The sequence below is a fragment of the Desulfovibrio aminophilus DSM 12254 genome, assembly GCF_000422565.1.
Lineage (GTDB): Bacteria > Desulfobacterota > Desulfovibrionia > Desulfovibrionales > Desulfovibrionaceae > Aminidesulfovibrio > Aminidesulfovibrio aminophilus.
Map to the genome: position 1 here is coordinate 351,878 of NZ_AUMA01000003.1, position 25,543 is coordinate 377,420.

Consider the following 25,543-nt stretch of genomic DNA (forward strand, 5'->3'; position numbering starts at 1 on the left):
CGGCCATGCGCGCGCATATCGACGGCAGGGAAGTCGTGTTCGAGGACGGTCAGAGCATCCTCGAGGTGGCCCGGAACAACGGCTTTTTTATTCCCACGCTCTGCGAGCTGGCCGACATCAACCACACTCCCGGCACCTGCCGGGTCTGTCTGGTGGAGATGCGCCGAACCCCGGATGCCGTGCCGGTGGTGGTCACGTCCTGCAACACGCCCTTGCAGGAGGACATGCTCGTGTCCACCAACTCCCTGGAATTGCGGCGCATGCGGCGGCTTCAGGTAGAACTACTCCTGGCCGACCACGACCAGGACTGCGCTTCCTGCTCCCGGCACGGCGACTGCGAACTGCTCGACGTGGCACGGGTGGTGGGCATCGAGCGGGAACGCCCGGTCCTGGAACACCCAGGCGGAGGCCGCACCCGCAACCTGACGGCCACGGCTGTGACCCGGGACATGGGCAAGTGTGTGCGCTGCCTGCGCTGCCTGGCCGTGTGCCGCAACATTCAGGGCGTGGACGCCCTGGTGGTGGCCGGGGAGGGCTTGACCTGCGAGATCAATCTGCGCGACGGCCAAAGCCGCCCGGAGCCCGGCTGCGTGTCCTGCGGTCAGTGCACCCTGGTCTGTCCGGTGGGGGCCCTGGCCGCCAAGGACGACACGGGCCGGGCCGCGGACATGCTGGCCGACCCGGACAGCGTGGTAGTGGCCCAGTTCGCTCCGGCCGTGCGCGTGGGCCTGGGCGAGGAATTCGGCTTGGCCCCGGGCGTCAACGTGGAAGGACGCATCATCTCCGCACTGCGGGCTTTGGGCGTGGATGTGGTTCTCGACACCAACTTCGCCGCCGACCTGGTCATCATGGAGGAGGGCACCGAACTCCTCGGTCGTCTGAAGCAAGGTGGCCCGCTGCCCCTGTTCACCTCCTGCTGCCCGGCCTGGATCAACTTCGTGGAGACCCGCCATCCCGAACTGCTGCCCCGGATCTCCAGCACCCGTTCGCCGCAACAGTGCCTGGGCGCGCTGGCCAAGACCTATCTGGCCCGCAACATGAGCCTGGAGCGGGAACGTGTGCGTGTGATCTCGATCATGCCTTGCACGGCCAAGAAGGACGAGGCCCGGCGTCCCGCGCTGTTCACGGATGGTTCGCCGGACGTGGATGTGGTGCTGACCACCCGGGAGTTCGCCGAACTCATGCGCATGCACGGCCTGGACCTGAAAAACCTGCCCGAATCCGATTTCGACAATCCGCTCATGGGCGCCTATTCCGGAGCGGGGGCCATCTTCGGCACCACCGGTGGAGTCATGGAGGCGGCCGTGCGCACGGTCTACCACGTGCTCAACGGCCGGGAACTGGAGAACATCGAACTGACTCCGCTGCGGGGCTACGAGAACGTCCGCGAGGCCGTGCTCGACCTGGGCCCGGAGGCCGGGCCCCTGAAGGTGGCCGTGGTTCACGGCCTGAAGGGCGCCGCGCGCATGGTCGAGGACGTGTTGGCCGGACGCTCGGACCACGCCTTCATCGAGGTCATGGCCTGCCCCGGCGGCTGCATGGACGGCGGCGGCCAACCTCGGGTGAAGCGGGCCTACCAACCGCACGCCCAGGCCCGGCGACAGGCCCTGTTCGCCATCGACCGGGGCTGCGGGGTGCGCCAGTCGCACAACAACCCGCTTATCCGAAAGCTTTACGAGGATTTTCTTGAGCGGCCCAATTCCCATCTGGCCCATGAACTGCTGCATACCGGCTACGGGGATCGCCGCCGGGAGCGGTATTACACCATGAAGGAAATCTGGCGGGAGATCACCCTGGCCACCCGAGTTCACGGGCAGAACGGCTGACGACCCGCCGAAGCGCGGAAACATTCAGGCCCCGGGCGTCGCGGAACGTCCGGGGCCTGCGCGTCATTCCGGTTCCGGAGGCTCCGCTCTTCCCATGCCCCCGGGTTCCGGTGTAGGACGATATCGGGAGCGACACGCATGGGATACCATAATCTGCGCGCCTGCCTGACCGACCTGGAACGGGTGGGGCAGCTCAGGCGCATCGACGTGGAGGTGGAGGCCGAGCTTCTTGCCGGAGCCATCCAGCGCCGCGTCTTCCTGTCCGGGGGACCGGCCCTGCTGTTCACCCGGGTCAGGAACTGCGCCTTCCCCATGGCCGCCAACCTATTCGGCACCCTGGAACGGACGCATTTCATCTTCCGGGACACCTTGCGATCCCTGGAGAATCTGTTCCGGCTCAAGATTGATCCCCTGGAAGCCTTGAAACACCCCTTGAAGTATCTTGGAGCACCCAAGGCTCTCTGGAACACCCAGCCGCGCCGGGTGGCCACCGGGCCGGTGCTGGAATGCGAGACCAGCATCTCCAGCCTGCCTCGACTTGTCTCCTGGCCTCGCGACGGCGGACCGTATGTCACGCTGCCGCAAGTCTACACCGAACACCCGGCCCGACCTGGATTTCGCGACTCCAACCTCGGCATGTACCGGGTGCAGCTCTCCGGCAACCGCTACCGCGCGGACGAGGAGGTGGGCCTGCACTACCAGATCCACCGCGGCATCGGCCCGCACCACGCCGAGGCCATCCGTAGGGGAGAACCCCTGCGCGTGAACGTCTTCGTGGGCGGTCCCCCGGCCATGACCTTGGCGGCCGTCATGCCCTTGCCCGAGGGCCTGCCCGAGATATTTTTCGCCGGAGTCCTGGCCGGGCACCGCATCCCCATGGCCACTCCCGAAGGCTGCCTGCCCGTCCTCTCCGAAGCCGACTTCTGCATCTGCGGCAGCGTGGACCCGGACGTGCAGCTTCCCGAGGGCCCTTTCGGCGACCATCTGGGCTACTACAGCCTGGCCCACGACTTTCCGGTGATGCGGGTGGACAAGCTCCTGCACCGCAAGGACGCGATCTGGCCCTTCACCACCGTGGGCCGTCCGCCGCAAGAGGATACGGTCTTCGGAACCTTCATCCACGAACTGACCGGCTCCCTGGTGCCCACGGTCTTTTCCGGGGTCCACGAGGTCCACGCCGTGGACGCCGCCGGGGTCCATCCGCTGCTTCTGGCCGTGGGCAGCGAACGCTACGTGCCCTATGCTCGCGATCGCCAACCCCAGGAACTGCTGACCTGCGCCATGAATCTTTTGGGCACGACCCAGACCTCCCTGTCCAAATACGTGCTCATCGCCGCGCGGGAGGACGACGACCGGCTCACGGCCAAGGACATCCCGGGCTTCTTCCGGCATCTTCTGGAACGCCTGGACCTCAGCCGCGACCTGCACTTCGTCACCCGCACCACCATGGATACCCTGGACTATTCCGGCATCAGCCTGAACCAGGGCTCCAAGGTGATCCTGGCCGCAGCGGGCAGACCTCGGCGATCCCTGGCGTCCCGACTGGACAGGGAGCTCCCCCTGCCGGAAGGCTTTGGCGGACTCCACGTTCAATCACCGGGCATTCTCGTGCTTCAGGGACCGCCGCACGACCGCGAACGCGACAGCCAGGATCCCCGGCTGGAAGACCTCTGCCGGGCCCTGGAACAGGCCGGAGACCTCTCTGGTTTTCCGTTGGTGCTGCTGGCCGATGATGCGGCCTTCACCGCCGCCTCTTGGGAAAATTTTCTCTGGGTGGCCTTCACCCGTTCGGATCCGGCCACGGACCTTTACGGGGTCCGGGCCTTCACCCATTGCAAGCATTGGGGCTGCCACGGCCCCCTGGTCATGGACGCCCGGCTCAAGACCTACCACGCCCCGCCGCTGACGCCCGATCCCGAGGTGGAGCGCCGCGTGGATGAGCTGGGGGCCCCTGGTGGGCCGCTGCACGGCATCATCTAGCGAGGAACGAACATGGACCGCCGCGTCATCGAACGACTGAAGGAAGCCTTCGCCCTGGACCTGTACGAAACCGTGCGCGCCGCCCGCCAGGTGCGGGGCGAGAAGGTCTTCCGCCATACGCTCTACGAAGATGGACAGGCCGTCTTCTGCGGTTTCTATCCCAAGGCCGAGTTGCTGGAGTTCCCGGGCGTGGACGAGGAGTTCATCTCCCGCCTGTCCACCTTCAACCTCCTGGGCGTGATCACCGACGGGGTCACCCGCTTGGACCTTTTCCTCCTGGCCGGACGGAACAAGCCCTTCACGGCGGCGGAGTCGCACAAGGACATCGCCAAGCTGCTGCGCGAACCTGAATTGGCCCGCTTCCTGGACGCCTATTTCAAGCTTCGGGACGTGTGCCTGGACATCTATACCATGACCTTGGAGCAGTTCATGGACGCCGTGTCCGACGAAGTGGCCCGGAACACACCCATCGCGGAGTTGCAGCGCGTGGACATGCTCATGGGCGAGAAGGGGGAGTGAGAAGGCCGTGAATGGACGTTCGCTTGCTCGACGCCTCCCAGGCGGCATGAGCCGCCGCGATTTTCTGCGGCTGGGCGGCGTGGCCGCCATCGGGCTGCTGGCGGGCTGCGCGGTGAACCCCGTCACCGGCCAGTCGCAGCTCATGTTCATCGACAAGGACGACGAGGTCAAGATCGACCGTCAGTACGCTCCTCGCCAGCACTCCAACGACTACGGCGTGGTCCGGGACAAGGCTCTGAACGCCTATGTGAACTCCGTGGGCCAGACCCTGGCCGCCCGTTCGCACCGGCCGGACATGCCGTATTCCTTTCAGGCGGTCAGCGCCACCTACGTCAACGCCTACACCTTTCCCGGCGGCAACATCGCCTGCACAAGGGGCATCCTGGTGGGCCTGCGCAACGAGGCCGAACTGGCCGCCTTGCTGGGACACGAGATTGGGCACGTGAACGCCCGGCACACGGCCGCGCGCATGAGCCAGGGCGTCCTGGCCCAATTGCTCCTGGGGGGAGCCGGGGCCGTGGCCGGAGGTGGAGCCTTGGGCCAGGTGGTCCAGGGGCTCGGCGGGCTCGGGGTCAGCGCCATGCTGGCCAGCTACAGCCGAGACGATGAGCGTCAGGCCGACGAACTGGGCATGGAGTATATGGTCCGCGCGGGTTACAATCCCTTGGGCGAGGTCCAGCTCATGGAGTTCCTCATGGCCCAACACAAGGACAGGCCGAATGCCCTGGAGACTCTGTTCGCCACCCACCCCATGAGCGACGAGCGCCGGGCCGACGCGATCCGGCGGACCGAGACCCAGTACGCCCAGGTGCGCGACCTTCCGTTCCTTGAGGCCCGCTACATGGACAACACGGCCTCGTTGCGCAAACAGGCCGGAGCCATCCGGGCCATGCAGGACGGCGACAAGTACATGGCCAAGAAGAACTACGGCGAGGCGGCCCAGGCCTATGACGCGGCCCTGGCGGCGGCCCCTGGGGACTACGCCGGGCTGCTCATGATGGCCAAATGTCAGGCGGCCATGGAGCGCTGGCGCGATGCCCGCCAGTTCGCCAGGCTCGCCCGTCAGGCCTATCCCGGCGAGGCCCAGGCCGTGCTGGTGGGCGGGCAGATCGCCCTGGCCTCGGACGAGTTCGAACAGGCCTACGTGGATTTCACCGAATACAATCGGATATTCCCGGGCAACAACGGACTGAACTTCCTTCGAGGCTATTGCCGCGAGAAACAAGGCCGCACCCGCGACGCGGCGAGCCTGTATAGGAACTTCCTGCGCAACGGCGGGTCCGGGCAGCAGGCCCAGTACGCCTACGCCAGGCTCGTGCAGTGGGGTTACGTGCGCTGAACCCCGGCCCGCAGACCGGCCACCCGGCCCAGGCGTTCCAGAAGTGCGGAGACGTCACGGACTTCGCCGGCCTCGACGTCCTCCACCATCTCACGCATTGCGTCCAATCCTTCCAGCAGGATGGAGATGATGCGCCCGGTGGGCGTCAGTTCCCGTCTGCGCATCCGCTCCAGGATGTTCTCCAATTTGTGGGCCAATTCCTCGATGTTGCGCAGATGGAGCAGATTGGCCCCCGCCTTGATCGAATGGGCCTCGCGGAAGATGCCGTGGATCATGGCCTCATCCGCGTCGCGGCAGTTTTTTTCCAGCACCAACAAACCCCGCTCGATGGATGCGAGGCGTTCCCGGCTCTCCTCCACGAAGACGGTGAGGACGTCGTCGCCGTAAGTGGTCATGATCGGCTGTCTCCGCTGGGTCGCGACATGGCTTTCATCCTATGGTATGCTTATCCGCCAAACCCATTCGGCGTCAATGAGGCCCGGCAACGGGCACGACCCGGGATCGGCGTTAGAAAGATCGAGGCGCGCCGTCGATTCCCTTGACGCCGCCGCCCCCGCCATGCACCTTGCTGGGTGAAGCCGGGACGGTGTGTCCCGACGGCCGACCCGCCGTCGGTCGGAAGCCTCGGAAGGAGTCATGTTCATGGCCACGTTCCGCAACGACGACGAAACACTGCGCATGAGCGCGGAGGCGGTTCTCGCGGAACGCCGTCGCCTGGGCCTTGAAGGACTCGTGGGAGGCTTGGAGGCGATATGCATCCGCGTGGAGCCCGACGATTTCGTCCCGGCCGCGCGGGAGTTCCTGGAACGGACCGGTCATGTCCTGACGGACGCCTTTGAGGAAGGCGGACAGCGTTGTTGCCTCCTGCGCCTGCCCGGTTCAGCCGATCTGCTCCTGCGGGCAGGTACGGTACGAGACAACCCTTTCCGGTCGTATAATTTCGGCCCCAAGTCCGAACATCTACCGGACACCAGACTGGAAACCTTCGTTTTTCGCTGCGGCGACGTGCGGCGCTACGCGGCGATTCAGAAGGGACGCGGGGTGGAGTTTCTGACCCCGGAGCCGGTGGAGACCGAGGCATCCCTGTTCATCCAGACCCGACCGTCGGTCCATACCGGGAATTCCTTGGGGTTCGTGCAGTGGAAGGGCGAACCTGGGCGCTACCGCCACGGCGGCTGCGCGGACCTGGTTCTGCCCTTGGAGAAACCTGGAAAGCCTCATCTCGCGAATATCCTCGAAGTGGACCATACTGCCACCCGGGTCCATGCTCGAGACCGCGATCCGGCGATTTTGGAGTTCATGGGCCTGACCGCCTACAATTTTGATTTCGCGGTCCACGTGGAGTCGCTCAACTCCATCACCAATGTGGCGCGTATGCCCGGCGGCGGCTTCGCCATGGTCTTCACCTCGGGCATTGAACCCTATTCCGCGGACGGCTCTTCGGGGCCGACCGAGCAGTACATCCACAACTATGGTCGGCGGGTCCACCACATGGCCTTCCGCTGTCGAGACATCCGGGCGGTGTTTCCCTCGCTCAAGACCGATGGCATGGAATTTCTCACGGAGCTCGTGGGTTCGCGCGAGGAAGGTCTCAGGCAGACCTTCTCCCGGCCCTCGCAGCGGACGCTCCTGGTCAACGAGTATATCGAGCGCTACGACGGATTCGACGGCTTTTTCACGAAAAGCAATGTGACGCTCTTGACCAAGGCCACGGAAAACCAGTAGGCCGGTTGGCCGCGCCGCGCCCGAGACGGCGCGCGCACGACGCGACTTCGTATTGGAGACGGGACCGGGGGGCCCGGCTTCGCCGGTTTTCAGAAAGGCGAGCACGGCTTTTCCCCGAGCGCACTCAGGCATGACGAACGAACGCCACCTCATACAAATAGAGATCAAAACAAGATCCCATGCTTACGCCGTGCCTTTTTTGCCGGGGGCCGACGTTCCCGACAACCCGGAAAACGTCGAACGTTGGCGGACCTTTCTGGACATGCTCTCGGCCAAGACACGCGTAGGCGAAGATCCGGAAACCAAACAGGTTGGAATTCTCTTCCGCAAGGGAACCTGGCTCGGCGACCTGATCCTGGCCGACGACGTCAAGACTCTCTTCGTCATTCCCTACATTCGCGAGGTGCGCGGCAACCTTGTGGCCCGCAACGCCCGTGTTCGTACGCGCTCCTTCATCCACGCCCTGCGCGTGGCCGGGGACGTGGTGCTGCACCAGGACATCCTGCGCGAGGACCCTCCTCCTATGGAGCGCGGAGGCGATTTGTCCCTGTCCTGGCCACGAAAGGTGGAGGATCTGCGCGCAACGCCCCAGCGTCTGGCGGCTTGGGGAGTGGGGGAGCGCTCCCGGTTGCGCATGGAGGAGGGGGTCTTCACCCTGGGCGAGGAGCGTGAAAGCGGTTCGGCGGTGTTCGTTTTGCGCAACGTGGATTCGGGCCGACATTATGTCTGGGAGTTCAACGCCTGGGAACCTGTGCGGGCCAGCGAACTGGGACAGGAGATTCTGAACCAGGTTTCGGCGCGCCTGGAGCGTTTCTGCAAGCTTTCGGGACTGGGCGCGGACTTCGTGCTCAAGAACACCAAGAAGATCGGCCACGACATCCGTAAGATTCTGCGTTACCTTGAATTTCTCGGGCTCGGATCACCGGGCGAATGCCCCCCCGAGGTCGAGGGCGTCCTGTCCGAAGTCGCGGGCATCCTGCGGGATATGGAGAAGAACGTCTACGGTCCCAACCCCGACGCGCCGAACATCCTGATCATGCTGGACGTGCTCTCGGACCGCCTGGCGGCCAAGGTGCATGCGATCAACGCGGTCCCCAGGGAGAAGAGACCCGAGGGTCATCTTCAGAACGACTTGGAAATTCTGGCCGCGATTTCGGCCGAGGAAGTGGGTGTCGACGAACTGTTCCGTCACCCCACTCGTGCGGCCCTGTTCTTCAACGACGTCATGCACTCCGACGAGGGACGCGCGGCCGTGCGCGCGGCTCTGGAGGACTTCGTTTCGGCTCTCGATGCGGCGCTCGCCGCCGTCGGCGCCGCGGAGGAATTCCCGCTGACGCGGGCTCTGCGTTGGCCCGTGGATACCCTGGCCATGCTCAAGGAGCGGGCGGGGGAGGGCGTGGCCGCCGTCGAGGATCTGGAATTCGAGCTGGCCCGCCTGGGGGACATCTCGCCCAGAACCCTGCTCCGTTCGGTGCAGCGCGCCATGCAGACCGGCGGCTACGGCGCCGAGGGTGAGGTCGATCTGCGGCTGCTCGCCGACCTGGACCGTTTCAAGGGGTCACTGGATTCCCTGGCCCAGCAGCCGGGCTTCCTGCTCAATCTGATCCTGGCCAATTTTCAGTCGCCCATGGTCGAAAATCTGTTGCGTGTCCGCGAGAGCCTGACGGGAGGGGAGCGGGACGAGGACGTGGGCGTGCGCGTCATCCTGGCCCGGCTCAAGACGTCGCAGCCGCTGGATTTCGTGCGTTTCCTCCAGCGTCGGGTGAACTGGGAGCATTCCGTGGTGCGGCGCTTCAACCAGAACGCCATGCCGCCGCGCAAAAAAATCGCGGCGACGGGAACGCGACCCGAGGCGTCCTTGGACCCTCGGCCCGACATTCTCGCCCGCCTTGGTCGCGTCTGCCAGCTGGGCGGCCTGGGCAAGGGCTTCATGGAACCGAGCCCCGCAGCGTTGCAGGCCAACCTGGAAAAGATGCGCGCGGTCATTGAACTTTGCGTTCTCACCACTGTGGCGCCCGAGGGGGATGCCCGGGCGCTCAAATGCCGGGCTTTGTTGAAGGATTTCGCCAGCCGCCTGCGACTTCTGGAACAGGCGGCCCGGCGACGCGACGACGCGACCCTGCGCGGGGTTGCCGCCGCCCTGGGGGAAAATTACATGCAGGCCCTCCGGGCGGCCTTGTCCATGGACCGCAAACGAATCAGCGCCCTGGAGCTTCTAGGCGACATCAACATGCTGGATCGCTTGGCCAAACAGGATTTGAGCCTGGACGACATCCTGGGCGGCACGGACAAGGCGCTTTTCTTTCTCAATGCCGTCCTGGAATCCAAAGCCGCCAAACGGGCGATATTCCAACTGGTCAAGCCCCTCAACGACGCCTTGACGGAACTCTTCAAGGCCCGCCAGGGACTGCGTCTTTCCATGTCCGACGTGCTGCGGCGTTTCGAGCGTGCCAGTCAGGGGCTCACCGCCCGGGTCGTGGGCGAGGAGGCCGCCCGTATTCTGGAGCACATGCGGACGCTTCTGCTCCGCCTTCGGGCTGAGCCATTGACGCGGGTTTTACCTTCGCTGCGCAAAGCCGCCACGGCCGAAAGCGGCGAGGCCGGCGAACTGGACGCCGCCCTGCTGGGGCGCATGGAGCGGTTCGAGCGCGGTGGCGTGAGCGGACTCAGCCTGCCCCCCTTGCATGTGGTCCAACTTCTGCTGTCCCATCTCGGCCCGCTGGCCGGCGAAGAGATCAAGGTGCTTTCCGGTCGGGGCGAGTTCGAAGGAAAATCCACGCCCGCCATCATCGCCCTGTCCCTGGACCGGCTGCGTTGGCGCGAGTCCATCATCCAGGCCCACAACACGCTGGCTCGACGTTGAGCCTCCGCCGGGAAAGCGCGCATGTCCGCGCTCCGGGGCTCCGAGCACGAGGCGCTTCCACGCGTCCGGCACTTGCCGGAAAAAGAGGAAAGTCGTAAGTACGTGCGGATGCGGCGCATCTTCGTGAGCATTGTGTGGGCCGGGTTGGTGCTGGCCATGATTCTTCCGTCCGGACGCACGGCCCGGGCCGAGACCGTGCGCATCGGCGTTCTACCGGTGCTGGACGCGCTGCCTTTGCAGGTGGCCACCCAAGACGGTCTGTTCCTGGAGCAGGGCCTGGACGTGGAGTTGGTTCCGTTCCAGAGCGCCCTGGAGCGGGACATGGCTGCTCAGGCCGGGCGGATCGACGGTTATTTCGGTGACCTCGTGGCCGCGCTCCTGCTGCTGCGTTCAGACGTGCCCATGCCCGCCCTGCTGGTGTCATATCGCACCACCCCGGGCCACCCCATGTTCGCCCTGGTGACCACCCCGGGCCGCAAGGGAGCGACTTTGGCCGACCTCAAGGGCGCGAGCGTGGGCATCTCCACTTCGACGATCATCGAATTTCTTCTGGATCGCCTGGAAGCCCGCCACCATCTGCCCAGGGACTACTTCCGGCGGGTGGAGATCAAAAAATTCCCGCTCCGTCTCCAGATGCTGGCCACGGGCCAGATCGATCTGGCGCTCCTGCCCGAGCCGTTGGTGTCCCTGAACGTGCTCAAGGGCGGTTCCCTGGCGGCCACGGACGGAGACCTGAATCTGCCCTTGACCGTGGTCTGTCTGCATGAGCGACTGAGGCCGCAATTCCCGGCCTTCCGCGCGGCCTACGCCGAGGCCCTGGAGCGGCTGACCCGCGATCCCGAGTCCTACCGAGAACTCATGGTCCGCTCCTGCGCCATTCCCGCGCCCCTCACCGCGCGGTTCCCCGTGCCGCCCTATCCCGCGCCCGTGCCGCCCACGCGCACCGAACTGGACGACGTCCAGGACTGGATGCTCGACCACGGCCTGCTCCAGGCGCGCATTCCCTTCGAGCGGGCCGTCGCCCTCGCGCACTGAGCCATGCTCGAAGCCCTCGGCATCCGCAAGGCCTACCGCTCGGGCGAGGACATCCTGAGCGACGTTTCCCTGACCCTGGCCGAGAACGAGACCCTGGCCGTGGTGGGCCCGTCGGGTTGCGGCAAGACCACACTGCTCTATCTTCTCTGCGGGCTGGCCCGGCCGGACTCCGGGCGTGTGCTCCTGGACGGCGCGCCGGTGGTCGGGCCGAATCCCGACATGTCCATCATCCTGCAGGACTATGGCCTGCTGCCCTGGAAGAGCGTCATCGAAAACGTGGCCCTGGGCCTCAAGCTGCGGGGCATGCCCCAGTTCGAACGCCTGAAACTGGCCCGGGAACAGCTGGCCGAGTTGGGCATCAGCGGCCGCGACCGCGACTGGCCGGGGCGTCTCTCCGGCGGTGAAAAGCAGCGGGTGGCCATCGCCCGGGCCTTCGTGGGGCGACCCCGACTCCTGCTTATGGACGAGCCCTTTTCCTCCCTGGACGCCCTGACCCGGGAAAAACTCCAGCATACGCTGCTGGACGTCTGGAGCAGGCGGCGCGTGCCTTACGTGCTCGTGACCCACAGCCTGGAGGAAGCCGTCTTCCTGGGCCGGCGCATCCTGGTTTTGGCGGGACGGCCCGCCGGGGTGGCCGCGAGTTTCGACAACCCCGGCTTCGGCGACGGGCGCTACCGCGAACGGGACGACTACTTCGAACTCGTGCGCAGGCTGCGCCGGAGCGTGGAGGATTTGTGGTGAGCGGTCTGGCCCGCAAGGCCCTGAGCTACGGGCTGGTGGTCCTGGTCCTGGGACTTCTCTGGCAGGTTCTCTCAGCCTCCTTGGGCTCGGCCGTGCTGCCTCCGCCGCTGGAGGCGGGCGGGGCCTTCATCCGGGCCCTGGGCACGACGGAGTTCTGGTGCCACTTTTGGGCCAGCTTCGTGCGCGCGGGCCTGGGCATGCTCCTTGCCTTCGCCCTGGCCTTCCCCCTGGGGTTGGTCATGGGCGGATCGCGTCGCGCCGACGCCCTGTTGGGGCCATTCGTATTGCTCACCTATCCGGTGCCCAAGATCGTGCTCCTGCCCGTGCTCCTGGTGCTCCTGGGCCTGGGCGACGCGGCCAAGATCGCGATCATCGTCCTGATCCTCGGCTATCAGGTTCTGGTGACCACCCGCGACGGGGTCCGCTCGGTACATCCCAAGTACGTGGACTCGGTGCGCTCCCTGGGAGGCGGCAGGCTGGACATCCTGCTTGAGGTGCTGCTCCCGGCGGCGCTGCCGCATGGCTTTACGGCCCTGCGTCTCGGCACGGGCGTCTCGGTCGCGGTTTTGTTCTTCGTGGAGTCGTTTGCCACTACGAGCGGCCTGGGGTATTGCATCATGGACGCCTGGGGCCGCATGGACTACGTGGCCATGTTCACCGGCATCCTGGGCATGAGCGTCATGGGCGCGGCGCTGTATGAGGCCGCCGACTTGCTGGAGCGCCGGGTCTGCGCCTGGATGCGGGCCGGGCGGCGCTAGGAGGCGCATGAGCAGACGCAAAAAGGATATTGTCCGTACTCTGGATTTTGACGACGCGGTGCTGGCGGGACAGCTCTTCGGCCCGCAGAACGCCAATCTTCAGCTCGTGGGCGAACGGGCGGGGGTCGGCATCGAGAGCAGGGGAGGGCGGCTGACGCTCACGGCCGAGACCGAGGACCGCCTGAATCTCGTCGAGTCCGTGCTGACGCAGCTCTATGGTCTGCTCCAGCAGGGCCGTCCCGTGCATCCCCAGGACGTGGACTGCGCCTGCCGCATGCTCGCCCGCGACCCGCGCACGGATCTCGCCCGCGTCTTCCGCGACAGCGTCTACACGGCCTCGCCCAAGAAGACGATCACCCCGCGCACCGTGACTCAGCGTGACTACCTCACGGCCATCCGCGAAAACGATCTGGTCCTCGCCATCGGCCCGGCGGGCACGGGCAAGACCTATCTGGCCGTGGCCACGGCCGTGGCGGCCCTGACCCGGCGCGAGGTCAAGCGCATCGTGCTCACGCGCCCGGCCGTGGAGGCCGGGGAAAAGCTCGGCTTCCTGCCCGGCGACATGGTCGAGAAGGTCAATCCCTATCTGCGCCCGCTCTATGACGCCCTGCACGACATGCTGGACTTCCGCAAGGTGCAGGAAATGCTCGACACCGGAATCATCGAGGTGGCCCCCCTGGCCTTCATGCGCGGCCGCACCCTGAACGACGCCTTCGTCATCCTGGACGAGGCCCAGAACACCACCCCGGAACAGATGAAGATGTTCCTCACCCGCCTGGGTTTCGGCTCCCGGGCCGTGGTCACCGGCGACGTGACCCAGATCGACCTGCCCGCCGGAAGCCGCTCGGGACTCATCCAGGCCGCCGAAATCCTCTCCGCCGTGACCGGCATCGCCTTCATCCGCTTCAACGAGGACGATGTGATCCGCCACCCCCTGGTGGGCCGCATCGTGCAGGCTTACGATCAGCACGATCAGGCCGAGGAAAAACGGCGTGGCGGTCGTTGAACGCCGTCTCGCACCGGACCCGCGGCTGCCCCTGTCGCGGCGCGAGCTGGATGGGTTGCTGGCGGATCTGACCGGAGCCCTGGGCATCGACGGCGAGTTTTCCCTGGCCTTGGTGGACGACCGCGAGATGGCCGTTTTGAATCTCCGCCATTTGGGCTGCCCCGGGCCGACCAATGTCCTGGCCTTCGAGTCGGGCGGAGAGGACGGACTGGGCGAGATCGTGCTCTCCGTGCCCGCCTGTCTGCGCGAGGCGCGGCTTTACGGCCAGGAGCCCGCGCGGCATCTGGCCCGCCTTCTGGCCCACGCCCTGCTTCATCTGGCGGGGTTCGACCACGGCCCGGAGATGGACGCCCTCACCGAGCACGCCGTGGACGCCGTCCGACTGTAAGCGGCGGCCTCCCGCACTTTACAATCGATTACGCGTGGGGCAATATGGCCGCTTTCCCAGTCGGGCAAAGCCCCGACCAGTGAAGGAGTGAACATGCCCAGACATCTTTTGCGCATCGCGGACCTGAGCCGGGAAGACGCCTGGAAGATCCTGCACCGGGCCAAGGAACTCAAAGACGGCGGAATCCGCACGAAGACCATGGACGGCCGCACGGCCATTCTCATCTTCGAAAAGTCCTCCACCCGCACCCGCGTGTCCTTCGAGGTGGCCGTGCGCCACCTGGGCGGACAGACCATCTTCATGACCCCGGTGGAATCCCAGCTCGGCCGCAGCGAACCGCTCAAGGACACCGCCCGCTGTCTGTCGCGTTACGCCGACTGCCTGGTGGTGCGGACCTACGGCCAGGAGAAACTGGAAACCCTGGTGCGGTTCAGTTCCATCCCGGTGGTCAACGCCCTCTCCGACGAGCACCACCCCTGCCAGGTGCTCTCCGACATGCTCAGCATGTACGAGCGCACGTCGGACCTGGGTTCATTGCGCGTGGCCTGGATCGGCGACGGCAACAACATGGCCCATTCCTTCATCGACGCGGCCGCGCTCTTCGGCTTCGATCTGGTCCTGGCCTGCCCCGCGGGCTACGACCCCGATCCCGCCATCGTGGCCCAGGCCCGGGAGCGGGGCGCGCGCGTGACGCTCACCCGGAACCCCGAGGACGCCGCCCGCGACGCGGACTACCTGAACACCGACGTCTGGGCCAGCATGGGGCAGGAAGGGGAGCAGCGTGAACGCGAACGGGTTTTCGCCGGGTTTCAGGTGGACGACCGCCTGCTGTCCCTGGCCAAGCCCGCCTGCAAGGTCATGCATTGTCTGCCCGCGCATCGCGGCGAGGAGATCAGCGAGGCGGTGCTGGAAGGCCCGGCATCCATCGCCTTCGATCAGGCCGAGAACCGCCTGCACATGCAGAAAGCGGTCCTGGAATGGGTTTTCGGGACAATCTAAGGGGATTTCGAAATGAGCAAGCCCGCTGCCAAGCCTGCCGCCAAGGCGGCCAAGCCCAAGAAAATCAAGAAGGTCGTGCTGGCCTATTCCGGCGGCCTGGACACCTCCATCATCCTGAAGTGGCTCCAGGTGGCCTACGATTGCGAGGTGGTGACCTTCACCGCCGACCTGGGCCAGGACGAGGACCTTTCCGGCGTGGAGACCAAGGCCCATGCCACCGGCGCCTCCAAGGCCTACGTGGAGGATTTGCGCGAGGAGTACGCCCGCGACTTCCTCTTCCCCATGTTCCGCTCCGGCGCGGTCTACGAGGGGCGCTACCTGCTGGGCACCTCCATCGCCCGTCCGCTCATCGCCAAGCGCATGGTCGAGATCGCCCAGGCCGAGGGCGCGCAGGCCGTGGCCCACGGCGCCACGGGCAAGGGCAACGACCAGGTGCGCTTCGAGCTGACCACCATGGCCCTGGATCCCCGGCTGAAGACCATCGCCCCCTGGCGCGAGTGGGATCTCAAGTCGCGCACGGATCTGGTGAACTTCGCCAAGGAGCACGGCATTCCGGTGCCCGTGACCAAGAAGAAGCCCTGGAGCATGGACGCCAACCTCCTGCACGTGAGCTTCGAGGGCGGCGAGTTGGAAGACCCCTGGAACGAGCCGCACAAGGACTGTCACCGTTACTGCGTGCCCGTGGAGAAGGCCCCGAACAAGCCCGAGGTCGTAACCATCGACTTCGAGGCGGGCGATCCCGTGGCCGTGAACGGCAAGAAGCTTTCTCCGGCCAAGTTGGTGGCCAAGCTCAACGAATTGGGCGGCCGCCACGGCGTGGGCCGGGTGGACATGGTCGAAAACCGCTTCGTGGGCATGAAGTCGCGCGGGGTCTACGAGACTCCCGGCGGGACCATCATCCACGCGGCGCACCGCGACCTGGAGGGCATCTGCCTGGATCGCGAGGTCATGCACCTGCGCGACGGCCTCATCCCGCGCTACGCCGAGATGGTCTACTACGGCTACTGGTACTCGCCCGAGCGCGAGGCCCTGCAGGCGTTGATCGACAAGAGCCAGGAGCGCGTCACCGGCACGGTGCGCCTGAAGCTCTACAAGGGCAACGTCATCCCCCTGGGCCGCAAGTCGCCGTATTCGCTCTACGACATGAAGCTGGCCACCTTCGAGGAAGACGAGGTCTACGACCAGGCCGACGCGCGCGGCTTCATCCGGCTGGTGGGTCTGCGGCTCAAGGGCCGGATGTCCGGCAAACGTTAGACGGGAGCGGGGCATGAGCGGGAAGAAGATGTGGGGCGGCCGGTTCCGGGCGGCCACCGACTCCTCCGTGGAGGATTACACCCAGTCGGTGTCCTTCGACCGGCGGCTCTACGCCGAGGACATCGTCGGGTCCAAGGCCCATGCCCGCATGTTGGCCCGCCAGGGCCTGCTCACGGCCGAGGAGGCCGAGACCCTCGTTTCCGGTCTGGACGCGGTGCTGGCCGAGATCGAGGCCGGAACCTTCGCCTGGGACGTGGCCCTGGAAGACGTGCATATGAACATCGAGCGCCGCCTGACCGACATCGTCGGCCCCGTGGGCGGCAAGTTGCACACCGGCCGGTCGCGCAACGATCAGGTGGCCCTGGACTTCCGGCTTTTCGTCTCCGGCCGCGTCTCGGCCTGGACCAGGGAATTGGCCCGGCTGGTGGAGGTGCTTCTGGCGCGCGCCTCGGAGCACGAGAACACGCTCTTGCCGGGCTGCACGCATCTCCAGCCCGCGCAACCCGTGTCCCTGGCCCAGCATCTCTTGGCCTACGCCTGGATGTTCCGCCGCGACGCCGAACGCCTGGAATCCTTCCAGACGCGCATCCGCGTCTCGCCCCTGGGGGCGGCCGCGCTGGCCGGCACCACCTATCCCCTGGACCCCGCCTCGGTGGCTGCGGAACTCGGCATGACCGAAATCTTCGGCAACAGCATGGACGCGGTCTCGGACCGGGATTTCGCCCTGGAGGCCCTGTTCGGCGGCAGCCTCGTGATGATGCACCTCTCGCGTTTCTGCGAGGAGCTCATCCTCTGGGCCAATCCGGCCTTCGGCTACGTGCGCCTGCCGGACGCCTACTCCACGGGTTCCTCGATCATGCCCCAGAAGAAGAACCCGGACGTCTGTGAGCTCATGCGCGGCAAGACCGGCCGGGTCTACGGCTCCCTGGTGTCCCTGCTGACCCTGATGAAGGGACTGCCCTTGGCCTACAATCGGGACATGCAGGAGGACAAGGAACCCTTCCTGGACGCCGACCGCACCGTCTCGGCCTCGGTGTCCATCATGGCCGACATGTTGGCCGAGATGACCTTCGTGCCCGAGGCCATGCGCCGGGCGCTGTCTCGGGGATTCCTGAACGCCACCGAGTTGGCCGACTACTTGGCGGCCCGTGGTCTGCCTTTCCGGGAGGCCCATCACGCGGCGGGCTCCGCCGTGGCTTTGGCCGAATCGCGCGGCTGCGGTTTGGAAGACCTGAGCCTGGAGGATCTGCGCGGTTTCTCGCCGTTGATCGAGAACGACGTTTTCGAGGCCCTGCGCCACGAGACGGCCGTGGCCCGGCGGAGCACCCCCGGCGGCACGGGCCCCGACTCCGTGCGTCGGCAGATATCCGCTGTGTCGGCTTGGCTGGCGGCCAAAGGATGGAAGGCCGAACCGTGATCCTGACCGAGAAGCACATCCAACTGCTCAAGGACATCAACCGGTACTCGCGCATCAAGCGCTATCACGGATTGCTGCCCCGCAAGGAGTGCTTCATGTTCGACGACGCGGTGCTCGAGTCGCTCCAGGAGAACGGCATCGTGGAGGAGGGCGTCATCTTCACCCGTTGCGGCTCCAACCCCACGGGCTACCGCATCGCGGAACACGCCAAGGAAGAACTGAAAAAGCTTGGGGTGGACTTCTCCGACCACGGCGGGGACTGGGACAAGGTCAAGGAAGAAGAGGTCGTCACCCTGGACCAGTTGGAGAAGGAGCATATCGACGCTCTGGTGGACGTCTACCATTTTTCCAAGACCAACAAGTTCGGCGGGATGGCCCCCACGGACATCATGGACGACTACGACAAGGCCGTCATCGACTATCTCTACGACGCGGGATACATCTTTCAGATCAAGGTCAAGGGCAAGAACGTGAAGTACGAGAAGGGCTTCGTCCTTTCGGACAAGTCCATGAAGATTCTCAAACAACTGGGGTACGCCATGTAGTCGGCGGAGTGGCGGAAGCGTACAGGAGTCGAACCTGCCCGAGAGGATGAGTCTCGCAATGGGTTTGAAGCCCACGCGCCACACCGGTGACGAAACGCTTCCATTGATTCCGAATCCGAGGCACTTACCAAGGAAACGGAGCCAGGGCAAGGGTGGGAAATCCGTCCAGTCCCCTTGATTTTTTTTCTCGCGGACTTAAAGTGGCATTCATGCCCGCCGACACCCGCGTCCCGGGTGGGCCCGTCCCGACCTTGCGGAGGAACACTGTTTGAATAATTTCGCCAAAAATCTCTTCATCTGGATCACCATCGCACTGATGATGGTGGTCCTCTTCAATCTTTTCAACCAGGCGCCGCAGCCGCAGCACAAGCTCTCCTACAGCGAGTTTATCACCAAGGTGAACAGCGGGGAGATCCTCTCGGTCAAGATCCAAGGCCAGAAGATCACCGGCTCCATGGGGGCCGACAAGCGCTTCGCGACCTTCGCCCCGGAGGATCCGACCCTGGTGGCGACCCTGATCAAGAACAAGGTCGAGGTCACCGCCGAACCCCAGGAAGAGGCGCCCTGGTACATGACGCTCCTGGTTTCCTGGTTCCCCATGCTGCTTCTGATCGGCGTCTGGGTCTTCTTCATGCGCCAGATGCAGGGGGGCGGCAGCGGCGGACGGGGGGCCATGTCCTTCGGCCGGTCCCGGGCCCGGCTCATCAACGAGCAAAGCGCCAAGGTGACCTTCGAGGACGTGGCCGGCGTGGACGAGGCCAAGGAGGAGCTGCAGGAAATCGTGGATTTCCTGCGTGAACCCAAGAAGTTCACCCGCCTGGGCGGGCGTATTCCCAAGGGCGTTCTCCTCGTGGGCCCCCCCGGCACGGGTAAGACGCTTCTGGCCCGGGCCGTGGCCGGCGAGGCCGGGGTGCCCTTCTTCTCCATTTCCGGTTCCGACTTCGTGGAGATGTTCGTGGGCGTGGGCGCGGCCCGTGTGCGCGACCTCTTCGTCCAGGGCAAGAAGAACGCGCCCTGCCTCATCTTCATCGACGAGATCGATGCCGTGGGCCGTCAGCGCGGAGCGGGCCTGGGCGGTGGTCACGACGAACGTGAACAGACCTTGAACCAACTCCTGGTGGAGATGGACGGTTTCGAGTCCAACGAGGGCGTGATCCTGGTGGCCGCCACCAACCGTCCGGACGTGCTCGATCCGGCGCTTCTGCGGCCCGGTCGCTTCGACCGCCAGGTGGTGGTGCCGACCCCGGACGTGCGCGGCCGCAAGCGTATCCTCCAGGTGCACACCCGCAAGGTTCCCCTTGCCGGAGAGGTCAACCTGGATGTCCTGGCCCGGGGTACGCCCGGCTTCTCCGGCGCGGATCTGGAGAATCTGGTCAACGAGGCCGCTCTGCATGCGGCCAAGATGAACAAGGAACAGGTCCACATGGCCGACTTCGAGGAGGCCAAGGACAAGGTGCTCATGGGCAAGGAGCGCCGCAGCGTCATCCTCTCCGATGAGGAGAAGAAGACCACGGCCTATCACGAGGCGGGCCATGCTCTGGCCGCCAAGCTGCTGCCCGGCACCGATCCGGTGCACAAGGTGTCCATCATTCCCCGCGGCATGGCCCTGGGCGTGACCATGCAGCTGCCTGTGGACGATCGCCATAACTACTCCAAGGAATTCCTGGAGAACCAGCTGGCCATGATGCTCGGCGGCCGGGTGGCCGAGGAGTTGGTGCTGAACCAGAAGACCACCGGCGCGAGCAACGACATCGACCGGGCCACCAAAACGGCCCGCAAGATGGTCTGCCAGTGGGGCATGAGCGACAAACTGGGCCCCCTGTCCTTCGGTGACGGAGGAGAGCAGATATTCCTCGGGCGTGAACTCATCCAGCACAAAAACTACTCCGAGGACACGGCCCGGACCATCGACGACGAAATTCGCGGCATCATCGATCAGGCCCACGCCAAGGCCCGGACTCTGATCGGCGAGAATCGCGCCGCCCTGGACCGCATCGCCGAAGCCCTGCTTGAGCGCGAGACCATTTCCGGGGATGACATCGACCTGCTCATCAAGGGAGAGCCGCTCCCTCCTCTGAATGCGGAGCGCCCCGGCGGCGGCTCCGCGTCTTCCGGTTCCGGCTCCGGCCCGGGCTACGTGCCGCGCGCCGAGGGCAAGCCAGCGACGGGAGATTCGGACGAGTTCTCTCTCGAAGAGGACGAGGGCGACGACGGTAAAAAGGTGCAATAGGAGCTGTTAAGGCTCATGCGTGAGAACAGTTGGAGCATCAAGGGGGGCAAGGTCTTGGGACCGGCCCCCTTTTTCATCGCCGGCATCGTCAACGTGACGCCGGATTCCTTTCATGACGGCGGCCGCTGGTTCGACACCCGAGCCGCGGTGGCGCACGGCCGGGAACTGGCGGCCCAGGGTGCGCACATTCTGGACGTGGGCGGGGAAAGCACGCGTCCAGGCGCGGCCGAAGTTTCCGAAGACGAAGAACTGCGCCGCGTGCTGCCGGTGATCGCGGAACTGGCGACGCTCCCCCGAGCGGCACTGCCGGACTGCTCCGGGGAATATCCGGTGCTGTCGGTGGACACCTTCAAGGCCCGCGTGGCGGCTGAAAGCCTGGCGGCCGGAGCGGGGATCGTCAACGACATCTCGGCCTGTCGTTTCGACGAAGCTCTGGCCGACGTGCTGGCCCAGGAAAAACCCGGCTACGTGCTCATGCATAGCCAGGGACGCCCTCGGGTCATGCAGAAGGCTCCCGCCTACGGCGACGTCGTGGAAGAAGTGCTGGCGTTTTTCGAGGAACGGTTGCAGTATTTGTGCGGACGCGGACTTCCGGAGGATCGTATCGTGCTCGATCCGGGCATCGGCTTCGGCAAAACCTTGGAGCACAACCTGCGCCTTCTCCGCGAAATCAAACGGTTCGAGAGTCTGGGACGTCCGGTGTACATGGGGCTCTCCAACAAATCCCTGTTTCAGGGGTTGCTGGGGCTGGAACCGGGGCGTCGCGGCACGGCGACCCAAGTTGCCACGGCCGTCTTGGCCGCGAAAGGCGTGGCCGTGCATCGCGTGCATGACGTGGCGGAAACTGTCCGCACATTGCGCCTGGCGGCGGCCATGGCCTGAGTTCATCACGGCGGGGCGGTATGGAGTTCGAAGGATTGACCTTGCCTCTGCGCGAGATCCTGGACATCGGGATCGTCGCGCTCATCTATTACTATCTTATCCTGCTCGTGCGCGGCACCCGCGCGGTGGCCGTGATCTACGGCCTGGTTCTGGTGCTCTTCGTCTTCCACCTCTCCGACGTCTTCGGCCTGTACACTCTGAACTGGCTCTTGACCAACTTCCTGGGCTCCATTTTCCTGGTGGTCATCATCCTCTTCCAGAGCGACATCAAGAAGGCCCTGGCCCAGGTGGGCGCCGGTCCGCTCTGGCGCAAGCCCGATTTGCGCGAGGAGACCCTGGATCAGCTCGTGCAGTCCGTGATGACCATGTCGCGGATCAAGATGGGCGCCATCATCGTCCTGGAACGCACCATGCCCTTGGGCGACATCGTGGAGCGCGGGGTGGAGATCGACTCCCGCCTGAGCAAGGAGCTTCTGCTGACCATCTTCCACTACGACACGCCCCTGCACGACGGCGCGGTCATCGTGCGCAAGGGACGTCTGGCCGCCGCCGCCTGCATCCTGCCGCTGAGCTCCAAGTTCAAGGGCCAGACCGTCTTCGGCACCCGTCACCGCGCGGCCCTTGGAATCAGCGAGGAATCCGACGCCGTGACCGTGGTGGTCTCCGAGGAGCGCGGGGCCGTGTCGGTGGCCATCGGCGGCCGCCTGACCACGAGCCTGGACGAGGTGCGGCTGCGCCGGGTTCTGAAGACCGTGCTGGAACGTTGAGATGCGCAAAAACTGGCAATATATCCTTCTGGCGGTGTTTCTGGCCGTATCCACCTGGTATCTCGTCACCGGGCGGGAAAAGGTCGAAGTCTGGGTTTCCATGAATGTGGAGATGACCAACCCGCCCAGCGGACTGACCATCCGCAAGGGCATGGTCAGCACCATCGAGGTGCGGGTGCGCGGTCCCAAGGGACTGGTCCGGGGCCTGGACGCCAAGCGTCTGAGCTATCCGCTGGACGTGCGCCAGCTCAAGGTCGGCGAGAACCTCATCGACATCGATGCCGAACGCATGCCGTTTTCCCGAGCCTTCGAAGTGGTCGAGATCCGTCCGAACCAAGTGGTTCTGACGGTGGACCGCATGGCCGAGAAAACCGTACCCGTGAGCGCGGAATGGTCCGGTCAGGTGCCTGCGGACTATCGACTTCTCTCCAAGAAGGTGGTGCCCGACGAGGTGACTCTGCGCGGTCCAGAGGGTGTGCTCAGGCGCCTGACCCAGGCCAAGGCCACGGCCGTGGTCAGCTATGAGGAAGACCCTCCGGAGGTTTGGGACGAGAACGTCTCCCTGACGCTGCCGCCTGAGGTCTCGGCCGATCCGGGGCTGGTGCGCATGATCCTGGCCTTCGGGGTCAAGACCAAGGAGCTGTGGATCAAGATTCCCCTGGACGTGCGCGCCTCGCCGGGCCTGAAGGTTCGGCCCTCCCGCGACAACGTGCGGCTCCTCGTCGAAGGCCCCCAGGCCCTGTTGCGTACTTCGGAGTTCAAGAAGGACATCCATGCCGCCATGGTCGTGGACCCGGGGCTTCGGCCGGGGAAACACGAACTGAACTATCAGGTGCGCGGTCTGCCGGACAAGGTGCGCGTGCTCAAACGCGACCCGGAGACCGTGACGGTGACCATTCCCAAATAACACGCCCGCCGCCCGGACGGGCGGACTTCGCGAGGAACAGCCTTGAGCAAGAGACGTCTTTTCGGCACTGACGGCCTGCGCGGGGAAGTGAACACCTTCCCCATGACTCCCGAGATCGCCCTGCGGCTGGGATTGGCCGCGGGCCAATATTTCCGCGACGGGGCACGCATGCACCGCGTGGTCATCGGCAAGGACACCCGGCTGTCCGGCTACATCTTCGAAACCGCCCTGACCTCGGGCTTCTGCGCCACGGGCATGGACGTCTTCCTGGTAGGGCCCCTGCCGACGCCGGCCATCAGCTTCCTGACCCGCAACATGCGCGCGGACCTGGGCGTGGTCATCTCGGCCTCGCACAACCCCTTCATGGACAACGGCATCAAGTTCTTCGACCGTCAGGGCTTCAAGCTGCCGGACGACGTCGAAGACGAGATATCCGCGATGGTCCTCTCCGAGAACCCGGCCTGGGACTTCCCTGCCGCGGACAAGGTGGGCCGCGCCCACAAGATTCAGGACAGCCGGGGCCGCTACGTGGTCTACCTGAAGCACAGTTTTTCCGAGGTTCTCACCCTGGACGGCTTCAAGATCGTTGTGGACTGCGCCCACGGCGCGGCCTATTCCGTGGCCCCGCTGATCCTGGAGGAATTGGGCGCCGAGGTCATCAGCGTGGGCGTCAAGCCCAACGGCCTGAACATCAACGACCGTTGCGGCTCCCTGCATCCTCAGGTGGTGGCCGACATCGTCCAGGACGAGGGCGCGGACATCGGCTTGGCCCTGGACGGCGACGCCGACCGGCTCATCGTGGTGGACGAGAAGGGCCGCATCCTGGACGGCGACCAGATCATGGCTCTCTGCGCCCTGGACCTCATGGAGCAGGAGAAGCTGAACAAGAATCTTCTGGTGGCCACGGTCATGAGCAACATGGCCCTGGAAATCTTCATGAAGGACCATGGGGGAAGGCTCATGCGCACGCCGGTGGGCGACCGTTACGTGGTCGAGGCCATGCGGCGCGAGAACGCCATGCTCGGAGGGGAGCAGTCCGGCCACCTCATTTTCCGCGAGTTCAGCACCACGGGCGACGGTCTGCTGGCCGCCCTGCAACTCTTGCGGATCATGCGCGACACGGGTAAACTTCTGTCGGAATTGGCGCATCTTCTCGAACCGTTCCCTCAGGTGCTGAAGAACGTGCGGGTGGTCAAGAAGACGCCCTTCGAGGAAGTACCGGCCATCGCCAAGGCCGTGGAGGCCGTGGAGCGCGACATGGCCGGCAAGGGGCGGGTGCTTCTGCGCTACTCGGGCACCGAACCTCTGGCGCGGGTCATGGTCGAGGGCGAGAACCCGGACAAGGTCGAGCAATACGCCGGGGAGTTGGCGGAACTCTTGGAAAAAAACCTGCGCTGAGCGGCGCGCGGGCAGAGGAGGAGGGGCAGCATGCAGATCACCAAGGTCGTCATTCCCGTGGCCGGGTGGGGTACCCGGTCCCTTCCCGCGACCAAGAACATCCCAAAGGAAATGCTGCCGATCTTCAAAAAGCCCGTGGTCCAGTACGTGGTCGAGGAGGCCATGAACGCGGGGCTCACCGACGTGGTCTTCATCAACAACCAGTACAAGAAGATCATCGAGGACCATTTCGACTACAACCCGTCGCTGGAGGACACCCTGGAGCGCGCGGGCAAACTGGACATCCTCAAGGAAGTCCGGGCCGTGGCCGAGATGGTCAACATCATCTCCGTACGCCAGAAGAAGCAGCTCGGACTGGGCCACGCCGTGCTCTGCGCCAAGGAGGTCTGCAAGAACGACCCCTTCGCGGTCATGGTCGGCGACGACCTCATGTTCGGCATGCACTCCGGCATCAGCCAGCTCTTGGACGCGGCCAAAAGCGAGAACATGGCCGTGGTCGGGGTCATCGAGGTGCCGGAGGACAAGGTCAACCGCTACGGCATCATCCAGGGCGAAGAATACGCCCCGGGCATGTACCGGGTGCGCAACTTGGTGGAGAAGCCCGCCATCGGCACGGCGCCCTCGCGGCTGGCCATCGTGGGCCGGTACGTGCTCCTGCCGGAAATCTTCCAGCACCTGGAGAACGTGAAGCCGGGCGTGGGCGGCGAGATCCAGCTCACCGACGCCCTGCAGGGGCTGGCCAACGACAAAAAACTCCTGGCGGTGCGCCTGCGCGGTCAGCGGTTCGACGCCGGGGACTGGGTCGAATATCTCACGGCCAACATCTACTTCGCCCTGCATGACGAGGAACTGCGCGAACCCCTGGTGCGGCGGCTGCGCGAACTCATGCCCTGCTGACGGACGATCGCGGGAATCACGGCCCCCGGGGCGTTCCCCGGGGGCTTTTTTTCGCCCACTCCCTGGG

General features: G+C 65.3%; 22 protein-coding genes and 1 tRNA gene. 21 read left to right on the forward strand and 2 right to left on the reverse strand.

Features of this window, described 5'->3' with window-relative positions:
* Positions 1–5 precede the first annotated feature (5 nt).
* The 4 genes from H587_RS0101770 (at position 6) to H587_RS0101785 (ending at position 5,664) form a co-directional block, all read left to right on the forward strand.
* Positions 6–1,826, forward strand: a complete 1,821-nt coding sequence (locus tag H587_RS0101770; RefSeq protein ID WP_027174791.1) for a 2Fe-2S iron-sulfur cluster binding domain-containing protein — start codon at positions 6–8, stop codon at positions 1,824–1,826.
* A 138-nt stretch (positions 1,827–1,964) separates the two neighbouring features.
* Complete coding sequence (locus tag H587_RS0101775) at positions 1,965–3,806, forward strand: UbiD family decarboxylase (RefSeq protein WP_027174792.1); 1,842 nt, start codon at positions 1,965–1,967, stop codon at positions 3,804–3,806.
* A 12-nt stretch (positions 3,807–3,818) separates the two neighbouring features.
* Positions 3,819–4,325: a hypothetical protein gene (locus H587_RS0101780; RefSeq protein ID WP_027174793.1), complete on the forward strand. Its 507-nt coding sequence runs from the start codon at positions 3,819–3,821 to the stop codon at positions 4,323–4,325.
* 46 nt (positions 4,326–4,371) lie between these two features.
* Positions 4,372–5,664 carry a M48 family metalloprotease gene (locus tag H587_RS0101785; RefSeq protein ID WP_027174794.1) on the forward strand — a complete coding sequence of 431 codons (1,293 nt, stop codon included), beginning with the start codon at positions 4,372–4,374 and terminating at the stop codon, positions 5,662–5,664.
* On the opposite strand, the gene H587_RS16905 is transcribed toward H587_RS0101785, so the two are convergent.
* On the reverse strand, positions 5,652–6,059 hold the full coding sequence (locus H587_RS16905) for an Hpt domain-containing protein (protein WP_051202365.1): 408 nt from the start codon (positions 6,057–6,059) through the stop codon (positions 5,652–5,654). The genes H587_RS0101785 and H587_RS16905 overlap by 13 nt on opposite strands.
* 247 nt (positions 6,060–6,306) lie before the next feature.
* Between H587_RS16905 and H587_RS0101795 the strand changes: the two genes are divergently transcribed.
* From H587_RS0101795 to H587_RS0101845, 11 genes are all read left to right on the forward strand, one after another.
* Positions 6,307–7,389 carry a VOC family protein gene (locus H587_RS0101795; RefSeq protein WP_027174795.1) on the forward strand — a complete coding sequence of 361 codons (1,083 nt, stop codon included), beginning with the start codon at positions 6,307–6,309 and terminating at the stop codon, positions 7,387–7,389.
* A gap of 130 nt (positions 7,390–7,519) precedes the next feature.
* On the forward strand, positions 7,520–10,252 hold the full coding sequence (locus H587_RS0101800; protein WP_156904419.1) for a hypothetical protein: 2,733 nt from the start codon (positions 7,520–7,522) through the stop codon (positions 10,250–10,252).
* A 21-nt stretch (positions 10,253–10,273) separates the two neighbouring features.
* Positions 10,274–11,287 carry an ABC transporter substrate-binding protein gene (locus H587_RS0101805; protein WP_245560802.1) on the forward strand — a complete coding sequence of 338 codons (1,014 nt, stop codon included), beginning with the start codon at positions 10,274–10,276 and terminating at the stop codon, positions 11,285–11,287.
* A 3-nt stretch (positions 11,288–11,290) separates the two neighbouring features.
* Positions 11,291–12,028, forward strand: a complete 738-nt coding sequence (locus tag H587_RS0101810; RefSeq protein WP_027174798.1) for an ABC transporter ATP-binding protein — start codon at positions 11,291–11,293, stop codon at positions 12,026–12,028.
* Positions 12,025–12,786, forward strand: coding sequence for an ABC transporter permease (locus H587_RS0101815; RefSeq protein ID WP_027174799.1), 762 nt, complete (start codon positions 12,025–12,027; stop codon positions 12,784–12,786). Before H587_RS0101810 ends, H587_RS0101815 begins: the two co-directional genes overlap by 4 nt.
* 7 nt (positions 12,787–12,793) lie before the next feature.
* The gene (locus H587_RS0101820) at positions 12,794–13,792 is read left to right on the forward strand and encodes a PhoH family protein (RefSeq protein ID WP_027174800.1); all 999 of its coding nucleotides are present in this window, start codon (positions 12,794–12,796) and stop codon (positions 13,790–13,792) included.
* Positions 13,779–14,180 carry an rRNA maturation RNase YbeY gene (gene ybeY, locus H587_RS0101825; RefSeq protein ID WP_027174801.1) on the forward strand — a complete coding sequence of 134 codons (402 nt, stop codon included), beginning with the start codon at positions 13,779–13,781 and terminating at the stop codon, positions 14,178–14,180. Before H587_RS0101820 ends, ybeY begins: the two co-directional genes overlap by 14 nt.
* 93 nt (positions 14,181–14,273) lie before the next feature.
* On the forward strand, positions 14,274–15,179 hold the full coding sequence (gene argF / locus H587_RS0101830; protein ID WP_027174802.1) for an ornithine carbamoyltransferase: 906 nt from the start codon (positions 14,274–14,276) through the stop codon (positions 15,177–15,179).
* 12 nt (positions 15,180–15,191) lie between these two features.
* Positions 15,192–16,433, forward strand: coding sequence for an argininosuccinate synthase (locus tag H587_RS0101835; RefSeq protein ID WP_051202366.1), 1,242 nt, complete (start codon positions 15,192–15,194; stop codon positions 16,431–16,433).
* A 13-nt stretch (positions 16,434–16,446) separates the two neighbouring features.
* The gene (argH, locus tag H587_RS0101840; protein ID WP_027174804.1) at positions 16,447–17,850 is read left to right on the forward strand and encodes an argininosuccinate lyase; all 1,404 of its coding nucleotides are present in this window, start codon (positions 16,447–16,449) and stop codon (positions 17,848–17,850) included.
* Positions 17,832–18,395 carry a hypothetical protein gene (locus tag H587_RS0101845; protein WP_156904420.1) on the forward strand — a complete coding sequence of 188 codons (564 nt, stop codon included), beginning with the start codon at positions 17,832–17,834 and terminating at the stop codon, positions 18,393–18,395. The genes argH and H587_RS0101845 overlap by 19 nt, the downstream gene beginning before the upstream one ends.
* 9 nt (positions 18,396–18,404) lie before the next feature.
* Here H587_RS0101845 and H587_RS0101850 read toward each other — a convergent pair.
* A tRNA-Sec gene (locus tag H587_RS0101850) sits at positions 18,405–18,497 on the reverse strand.
* Between the two features lie 166 nt (positions 18,498–18,663).
* Between H587_RS0101850 and ftsH the strand changes: the two genes are divergently transcribed.
* From ftsH to galU, 6 genes are read left to right on the forward strand one after another with little or no spacing between them, the layout of a single operon-like run.
* Positions 18,664–20,625, forward strand: a complete 1,962-nt coding sequence (ftsH, locus tag H587_RS0101855; RefSeq protein WP_027174806.1) for an ATP-dependent zinc metalloprotease FtsH — start codon at positions 18,664–18,666, stop codon at positions 20,623–20,625.
* Between the two features lie 15 nt (positions 20,626–20,640).
* Positions 20,641–21,507 carry a dihydropteroate synthase gene (gene folP / locus H587_RS0101860; protein ID WP_027174807.1) on the forward strand — a complete coding sequence of 289 codons (867 nt, stop codon included), beginning with the start codon at positions 20,641–20,643 and terminating at the stop codon, positions 21,505–21,507.
* Between the two features lie 20 nt (positions 21,508–21,527).
* On the forward strand, positions 21,528–22,274 hold the full coding sequence (gene cdaA / locus H587_RS0101865; protein WP_027174808.1) for a diadenylate cyclase CdaA: 747 nt from the start codon (positions 21,528–21,530) through the stop codon (positions 22,272–22,274).
* Position 22,275: 1 nt separating this feature from the next.
* A complete protein-coding gene (locus H587_RS0101870; protein ID WP_027174809.1) occupies positions 22,276–23,181 on the forward strand; it encodes a CdaR family protein in 906 nt (301 codons plus the stop codon).
* A gap of 42 nt (positions 23,182–23,223) precedes the next feature.
* Positions 23,224–24,579, forward strand: coding sequence for a phosphoglucosamine mutase (gene glmM / locus H587_RS0101875; RefSeq protein ID WP_027174810.1), 1,356 nt, complete (start codon positions 23,224–23,226; stop codon positions 24,577–24,579).
* A gap of 30 nt (positions 24,580–24,609) precedes the next feature.
* The gene (gene galU / locus H587_RS0101880; RefSeq protein ID WP_027174811.1) at positions 24,610–25,476 is read left to right on the forward strand and encodes a UTP--glucose-1-phosphate uridylyltransferase GalU; all 867 of its coding nucleotides are present in this window, start codon (positions 24,610–24,612) and stop codon (positions 25,474–25,476) included.
* Positions 25,477–25,543 lie beyond the last annotated feature (67 nt).

What these genes read in the sequence shown, in the direction of transcription:
- H587_RS0101835 (WP_051202366.1), top strand. Translation starts at nt 15,192, where the DNA reads ATGAGCAAGCCCGCTGCCAAGCCTGCCGCCAAGGCGGCCAAGCCCAAG.
- H587_RS0101785 (WP_027174794.1), top strand. Translation starts at nt 4,372, where the DNA reads ATGAGCCGCCGCGATTTTCTGCGGCTGGGCGGCGTGGCCGCCATCGGG.
- cdaA (WP_027174808.1), top strand. Translation starts at nt 21,528, where the DNA reads ATGGAGTTCGAAGGATTGACCTTGCCTCTGCGCGAGATCCTGGACATC.
- H587_RS0101870 (WP_027174809.1), top strand. Translation starts at nt 22,276, where the DNA reads ATGCGCAAAAACTGGCAATATATCCTTCTGGCGGTGTTTCTGGCCGTA.
- H587_RS0101820 (WP_027174800.1), top strand. Translation starts at nt 12,794, where the DNA reads ATGAGCAGACGCAAAAAGGATATTGTCCGTACTCTGGATTTTGACGAC.
- argF (WP_027174802.1), top strand. Translation starts at nt 14,274, where the DNA reads ATGCCCAGACATCTTTTGCGCATCGCGGACCTGAGCCGGGAAGACGCC.
- H587_RS0101795 (WP_027174795.1), top strand. Translation starts at nt 6,307, where the DNA reads ATGGCCACGTTCCGCAACGACGACGAAACACTGCGCATGAGCGCGGAG.
- argH (WP_027174804.1), top strand. Translation starts at nt 16,447, where the DNA reads ATGAGCGGGAAGAAGATGTGGGGCGGCCGGTTCCGGGCGGCCACCGAC.
- H587_RS0101805 (WP_245560802.1), top strand. Translation starts at nt 10,274, where the DNA reads ATGTCCGCGCTCCGGGGCTCCGAGCACGAGGCGCTTCCACGCGTCCGG.
- H587_RS0101770 (WP_027174791.1), top strand. Translation starts at nt 6, where the DNA reads ATGCGCGCGCATATCGACGGCAGGGAAGTCGTGTTCGAGGACGGTCAG.
- galU (WP_027174811.1), top strand. Translation starts at nt 24,610, where the DNA reads ATGCAGATCACCAAGGTCGTCATTCCCGTGGCCGGGTGGGGTACCCGG.
- folP (WP_027174807.1), top strand. Translation starts at nt 20,641, where the DNA reads ATGCGTGAGAACAGTTGGAGCATCAAGGGGGGCAAGGTCTTGGGACCG.
- H587_RS0101845 (WP_156904420.1), top strand. Translation starts at nt 17,832, where the DNA reads ATGGAAGGCCGAACCGTGATCCTGACCGAGAAGCACATCCAACTGCTC.
- H587_RS0101775 (WP_027174792.1), top strand. Translation starts at nt 1,965, where the DNA reads ATGGGATACCATAATCTGCGCGCCTGCCTGACCGACCTGGAACGGGTG.
- H587_RS0101780 (WP_027174793.1), top strand. Translation starts at nt 3,819, where the DNA reads ATGGACCGCCGCGTCATCGAACGACTGAAGGAAGCCTTCGCCCTGGAC.
- H587_RS0101800 (WP_156904419.1), top strand. Translation starts at nt 7,520, where the DNA reads ATGACGAACGAACGCCACCTCATACAAATAGAGATCAAAACAAGATCC.
- H587_RS0101810 (WP_027174798.1), top strand. Translation starts at nt 11,291, where the DNA reads ATGCTCGAAGCCCTCGGCATCCGCAAGGCCTACCGCTCGGGCGAGGAC.
- H587_RS16905 (WP_051202365.1), bottom strand. Translation starts at nt 6,059, where the DNA reads ATGACCACTTACGGCGACGACGTCCTCACCGTCTTCGTGGAGGAGAGC.